This window comes from Leptolyngbya sp. ST-U4, assembly GCF_039962215.1.
GTDB lineage: Bacteria > Cyanobacteriota > Cyanobacteriia > Elainellales > Elainellaceae > Leptolyngbya_A.
Genome location: NZ_JAMPKZ010000032.1, coordinates 35166 through 41672 on the forward strand (window position 1 = coordinate 35166; position 6507 = coordinate 41672).

Sequence of the window (6507 nt, forward strand, 5' to 3'; positions counted from 1 at the left end):
GAGTATTGTCTCTTAGGAAGAAGACTCGGTTTGTTGCATGAGGCAATTAGCTAACTCTGGATACTGACTGAACAGCCCATCAACGCTGGCGAGTTTTGCCTCGTAAGCTATCGTCGTTGCAATAATCAGTCGGTCAAAGGGATCTCTATGAACAGGAGAGAGATCGACTGCACAACAAATGATTTGAGGAGTCAGTGGTAGCAACAAAATTCCTGAAGGCTCTAGCGCATCTTCAAACCATTGCTTAGCCGGACAGGGTAACTCCAGTCTTCCTCTCTGTTGGGCTAAAGCAATCTCGTAGCAAGAGATGATTGAAACTCCAACCTGGGCAGCGGTTTCAATCTGTTCACGCCAGTGTTTTGGAAACCGCTCAAACTCCTGTGCGATAAACCAGAACCAGATATGAGTGTCTAGCACAATCATCGCAGACATTCCCAATCCTCTTCGGGAACGATCGGATTGACAAGATCGCCAAAGGTTCTACCCTTCCCGGCGATCGAAGCAGGAGGAGTGCGTCGGTTCATAGGTACTTCGCTCTCTTCCAAGATGGTGACGATGATGCGGGCGGTTTTGATCTCTGGCTGTTCCTTCAGCCACTTCACCTGCCCGTTTTCGTAAATTGCCTCGTAGCTCTTCAGCATCGTTATGCCCCTTTCGATGGTGCAGATGTGCCAGTGAACGAATCAATCAGATCGTTAAACGCTGATTCGATTTCAAAGACGGCTGTGAATTCAGCAAATTCCCAACGTCCAAAACTGCCCAGATTATTCACACCTGGAACCCAATAGTTTCGCATCGTGTTTGCTTTTTCCTTGGCATCCTCACCACGATAGCCCTTAATCTCCACAACCAAGTTTAGGAGGTCAGAACGACCATCATCTACCTGCACAATGAAATCTGGCAGATACTTACGGGAAGTGGAACCGTACAGGTAAGGCACCTCAAACCCCAGGTTTTGGTTCTTGACATACGCTTTCACACGGGGATGAGCCTCAGCCACCCGGCAAAACTCGGCTTCCCAATCGCTATCGCAGACTACCCAGTTGATATGATTCCGACGGGGATCAGTCGTCCAGAGGGATGGTTTAGATGTGTTGAAATTGACATGGGCGGTGCTGCCCTTGGGATTGTAGGCATCCAGGATGGCTTTAATTGGGCGATCGCCTGCCATTGCTTCAGAGATCGCTGCTTTGATGCGATCGCACGCCATGTCTGCAATTTCCCGATAGATCAACTGCGCTGGATAGGTGCCACCCGTGCAGCGCAGATAGTCCTTCATCCACAGTCGAGCAATGCGCTTAAGCTGCCCAAACAAATGGATCTTCGGTTCCTCACCTGGGTCACGGTATTTATGGTAAATCAGGTGCTTGGTCAGTTCATACAGTACCGTTGACTCCCGCATTCCCTCCAGGTGTTTTACATTCAGTTCCACCCCTTCCCCGATGATGCCCTCATTGCGGGTCCTGGTCGCACCCACCAGATGGGGGGTTAGCTCCAGCAGGGAATCTGGCGTAAAGTGGGCAGTCAGAGCGGTATCAGGCAGTTCTACCCGGTAGCCTTCCACACGGGGAAAGGTGATTTCTAAAGCGTCGCGATCGGGTTTGACGGCATGGACATTTACTGTATTGCGGGGAGGGGCTGGCTTGGCAATCACCGGCTTGGCTGTGAAATCAAACGGAATCCCCAGCACATCGGCATATTCAACGTTAAACAGTCCTTCCTCATTCAAGTCATAGGAATAGCGACGGAGTGCCCGTCCCACCACCTGCTCACAGAGCAACTGCGTGCCAAAAGCCCGTACCCCCAGAACGTGAGTCACTGTGTTGGTATCCCAGCCTTCCGTCAGCATCGATACTGACACCACACATCGAATTGACTCACCCAGCCGTCCCGGTTTACCCACGGTATTCATCACTTCTCGCAATAAGTCCTGGTCGCTGATGTTCTGACCATCCTGGGGATTACCGCTGCGCTGCACCAGTTCCCGCCGGAAGCGATCGATTTCATCGGCAGCCATTTCCCGAAAATTGCTGTCCAGGGCTTCACCTGACTCTAGCTGTTCGCTATCAATCAGCAAAGTGCGGGGACGAGGCAGGCGTTCCCCGTATTCATCGTAGTTGCGGAATAGCTCTAACCGTCCAGCGTGGTAAGAGGTGTTTCCCTCTTCATCTTCTCGCTCAAAGCCTGAAATGAAGTCATACACCAGCTTTGAGGTTGAAGTATTGTTACAGACCACAATGAACACAGGCGGCACATCCACTCCCTGCTCCTGCCAGATCTCATAGGTCTTGATGTAGTGACCGTAGAGGGCATCCAGAGCTGTCTGAAGTTCTGGCGGCAAGCTGTGAGGGTCAAGGTTTTTAGCGGCTCCTCTCCCCTTTTTAGGCATCTTCTTGCGAATGTGTTCCCAGAGGTTGCGGAGTTTCGGCATCTCAGCCCCCGGCACATTATCCGCTACAGGCACGCGGGGCAGTTTGACAATACCACACTCGATCGCATCCATGAGCGAGAAGTCGCTTACCGTCCAGGGAAATAGGGTTCCCTCCGCATAGCCAGACCCGCGCAGGAAAAAGGGGGTTGCTGATAGGTCATAAACCTGCTGCACCCCCAGCTTCCGTTTTACTGCCTCAATTCCAGAAATCCAGAGGCGAGCCATCTCGTTATTTTCTTTTGCCTCTTCCTTGTCGTCCCCCTTGAGATCATCCAGGTCGTCATTGTCAGGTTTCTCCCGGTAGCAATGGTGGGCTTCATCATTGATGACCAGGACGCTTTTCATCCCCATTAATTCCGACATCACCCGCTGAATCATCTGCCCTTCGGTTTCTAGGGTTTGTAGTTCTGGTCCTCGCCCTTGAATCAGCTTGCGGGTTCCAGAAGCAATTTGCATCCGCTCTCGCAATTTGAAGGCATGGTAGTTGGTGATGACAATTTTGGCTTTGCCCAAGTCCCCCACCATATCGTTGGGAACCAGTTCGCGGCTGGCATAGTAGCTATCTGGATCGTTTGGTTGAAGGACGCGGAGGCGATCGCGAATGGTAATTCCCGGCGTAACAATGAGAAAGCCACGGGTAAACCGCTTGCTGTTGGGATGGCGAACGGCATTGACAGTCTGCCAGGCGATGATCATCGCCATCACGGTCGTCTTTCCTGCCCCTGTTGCCAGCTTCAAGGCAATCCGTAACAGTTCTGGGTTCGCCTCTGCATTGACCCTTTCTAGATCGTCAAGGAATGCCTGCTCCTTCTTGCCGCTTTTAGGTGCCACTTCCGCCAACCAGATAGCTGTTTCCACAGCTTCTACCTGACAGAAGAAGGGGCGAATTCCTTGAAATTTGTGGTGTCGCCAGTGCTGGAGCAATCGGGCGGTTTCTGGTGTCACCTTCCAATCTTCAGGGTTAGGCAGTTGCCGCCATGCGCTAACCTTCTCGCGGATGCTGTTGATGTAGAGGGATAGATCGTATTGCTGAGAGTCGGTTGAGATACCTTCGGTATCAAACAGTGTCAGGGTTTGTTGTACAGCCTGAGACTGCCTGCGTTTCTTCGGTTTGGGAATGGGGGTGATAAAATCAGCCGATCGACGCTGAAGAATAATCTGGTTAGTGGGTTGTCCATCGTTGTCGAGTTCCCAATGCTTTGCAGGATACTCATAGGGCGAATTCAGGATTGGCTTTTCAAAAAACTGATAGACCATGTTTCTAGAGGGAAGGATCGACTGGAACGGCGCGGTCAAGGCTGACTTGAGAACTGGGGCAACTTATTCGGGCGTTGGTTGCCCGTATTCCACACCTGGGATCGTGAACTGATGCAAATGCGAATCCGTCCATCCCATTGCCAGTTGAATGATAGGGTGAAGCTGCTGCAACGTTGCTGTGTTCAATACCTGTACCCTGCGCCAGATTGGTGGTTTAGCGTCTTTGAGCGTAATCTTCAGTTGATACACCGTTTGCGAAGTTGCTGATTGACGAGGTGCCATCGGGGTTAGCAGGGGGAGATGCCAGAAACTACACTCACTTTGCTGGTCGAGAGTATCGTGCCTACTATAGACCAATTTCAATTAGCGTCGATATTTTCTCATCATGTTTTCCATATTGCTCCTCTAAGATGCAGGATACCCGATTAGTGAGGAGGACATTGCTCATCTATCTCCGGCTCGGTTTGAGCAGATCTATCCATTGCTAAACATACCCGAGCTTCAATCCTCTGCTATAGGGAAAACGGATTAGCATCTCTCTGAGCATTCGGCTTGAAAAGCTCCGGTTCACTGGCTTTTGAGGACTAATATTGGGATTTGAGTTCCATCGGGAAACGTTTCCCGACAGTCCAAGATTAATTCAGCGCTCTGCGGAAAATGATTAACCGACGATAGACGATACACCCCGATTCAATCTTCCACCAACAATTCCAACTCCTGCAAAAGCTTCTCCAAACGCCTTTGCTTCTTCGGATCGTCCAAACCTTTCTTTGGCTTCAACTTTCGGGAAACGGAAAACAGGCGATCGCTTACCGTCAGTTCTGGGGGAGTCGTCGAAGTTAAATCTTGCAAACGTGCTTTGATTTGAGCCAAAGAGAGGTTAAGCGCGATCGCTTCTTGCAATAACACCCGCCGAGGCTCATCTTCCTTGAGTCGGGAAATCAATCGTGCCTTCGTATATTCCAGTTGTCCCTGGCGCAAAACCTCCAACACATCAGCCGGAAGCTTCAATAGCGGTAAACGAGAAGTCCGAAAGCTTTCAGGCGTTAATCCAATCGTCGATTCAAGGATAGAAGCGATCGCTTCTACACGTCGGGAAACGTTTCCCGATAGCTCAATTCCCTTTTTCTGAGCTGTCGCCATCTGAGCAAGAGTCTCAAAAATCTCCTCTTGGCTACACTGCAAATTCAGAACCAGCAGATCCAAAACTCCCTCCGTTTCCTCAACCGGATTCAAGTCTTCCCGCTGTAAATTCTCAACCAAGGCAAGCTGGAACGCTTCAATATCCGACAGTTCCCGCACCACCACCGGAACCTCGTTTAATCCCACTAACTGAGCCGCTCTATAGCGTCGTTCTCCCGCCACTAATTCATACTGACCATTGGGCAGCGAACGCACTAAAATCGGTTCTAATATGCCGTGCTGTCGAATCGACTCCGCAAGCTGCTCTAGCTTCTCAGGATTAAAAAACCGTCGAGGTTGCTTTGCAGGTAGGCCGATTTTCTCAATGGCGATAGTATTTGTTGATTCAGGTATTAGTTCAGCCGCAGACTCAATCGAAGTGCTGAGAAAGGCACCGACTCCGCGCATTGGAGGTACCCCTGCTCGTTTCTTCATTTCAGAGCCTCCAACGAAAGTGCGATCGCATTCAAAACCTTCACCGCCGGATGATTTGAACTGTATCGAGCTAAAGGCAAATGTTCCATTGAGGCATCAGCAAACGCTGTAGCACGCGGTACCGGCGGAAAGACGGTTGTAATTGCCCCCAGTTGCTCCTGAATTGCACTCAAAATGGATTTGTCTTGAGCATTACTCGCTGCATAAATTGTGGGTACAACCCCCGCTATCTTTAACTCAGGATTAACGTGAGTCTGTACCTGTTTAACGCTATCTAATAGCAATTCCGTTCCCTTATAGCTTTTGTACTGCGTCTGAATCGGAATTAAAACATGAGTTGAGGCTACCAAACTCAAGACACTCAAAATTCCTAGGCTAGGTGGAGAATCAATCAGAATCACATCATAGCGATCCAAAACGGGTTCTAAGACTCGCTTTAACCGCCACTCACGCGCCATCACAGAGGTAAGCTGCATCTCTGCGGCACTCAGCATGATATTCGAGGGAAGTAAGTCCATCCCATGAAGGTTGGGGTGAATTGCTAATGGTGCTTCATTTAAGACAGAGTTAGCAATTGTCTGCTCCAAATCGGCTGGCTCAAGCCCCATAAAAACGGTTAGGCTTGCCTGTGGGTCCATGTCAATTAGCAGCACCTTTCGGCCATGCTGAGTCATGTGATAGCCTAAATTCATTGTCAGCGACGTTTTCATTACGCCTCCTGACTGGTTATAGATGGTGATTACCAGAGCCACCGAACTTCCCTTATGAACAATACCCAAAGTTTAAGCGAGATTGGCTCAGGGTATAAAGCCCACACTTGGCAAGCTGCATAAGCTGTTCATTCAAAGACAACGGTTGAGTGCCAAACTGGAAGCAGTGCTTTGAGGCAATCTCAGGAGGTTTGTTGTTTGGGTGTGAGAGAAGAACTGATTCAAGAACTTGAAAGGGTTTCATAACAAGAATAATGTGATCGCGATTCCACAAGCCATCGCGCCCTATCTTTCACTCAAAGCTTTCAAAGCTTCAGCCTTGAGCTTCTTAGAAGCTTTCAAAAATCCTGGGACTTCCTGAATTGGTTCGCTAAGCTGCTCAACAAACTCAAAGACATCTCGCTCCGGCACAAATCTGGCTTTAACTTGTACAAAGTACGTTTGAGCCTGCTGTTCTTTTTCGAGTTTAGGATTGAATCTAAAAGGCCTCAC

The 6507-nt window shown here is 49.7% G+C and carries 6 protein-coding genes and 1 pseudogene; all 7 read right to left on the reverse strand.

All coding sequences use genetic code 11. The features are described from left to right. Nucleotides 1-12 precede the first annotated feature (12 nt). The gene (locus NDA02_RS24105) at nt 13-432 is read right to left on the reverse strand and encodes a type II toxin-antitoxin system VapC family toxin (protein WP_348256079.1); all 420 of its coding nucleotides are present in this window, start codon (nt 430-432) and stop codon (nt 13-15) included. After that, nucleotides 420-641 carry a hypothetical protein gene (locus NDA02_RS24110; protein ID WP_348256080.1) on the reverse strand — a complete coding sequence of 74 codons (222 nt, stop codon included), beginning with the start codon at nt 639-641 and terminating at the stop codon, nt 420-422. The genes NDA02_RS24105 and NDA02_RS24110 overlap by 13 nt, the downstream gene beginning before the upstream one ends. Before the next feature lie 2 nt (nt 642-643). Continuing rightward, nucleotides 644-3688, reverse strand: coding sequence for a DEAD/DEAH box helicase family protein (locus NDA02_RS24115; RefSeq protein WP_348256081.1), 3045 nt, complete (start codon nt 3686-3688; stop codon nt 644-646). A gap of 63 nt (nt 3689-3751) precedes the next feature. Then, nucleotides 3752-3970 (reverse strand): plasmid pRiA4b ORF-3 family protein, encoded by a 219-nt coding sequence (locus NDA02_RS24120; RefSeq protein WP_348256082.1) that lies wholly within the window; start codon nt 3968-3970, stop codon nt 3752-3754. Nucleotides 3971-4378: 408 nt separating this feature from the next. Then, complete coding sequence (locus tag NDA02_RS24125; RefSeq protein ID WP_348256083.1) at nt 4379-5305, reverse strand: ParB/RepB/Spo0J family partition protein; 927 nt, start codon at nt 5303-5305, stop codon at nt 4379-4381. Beyond that, nucleotides 5302-6057 carry an AAA family ATPase gene (locus tag NDA02_RS24130; RefSeq protein WP_348256084.1) on the reverse strand — a complete coding sequence of 252 codons (756 nt, stop codon included), beginning with the start codon at nt 6055-6057 and terminating at the stop codon, nt 5302-5304. Before NDA02_RS24130 ends, NDA02_RS24125 begins: the two co-directional genes overlap by 4 nt. A 243-nt stretch (nt 6058-6300) precedes the next feature. Further along, a pseudogene (locus NDA02_RS24135) lies at nt 6301-6507 on the reverse strand (hypothetical protein); the annotation flags it as partial.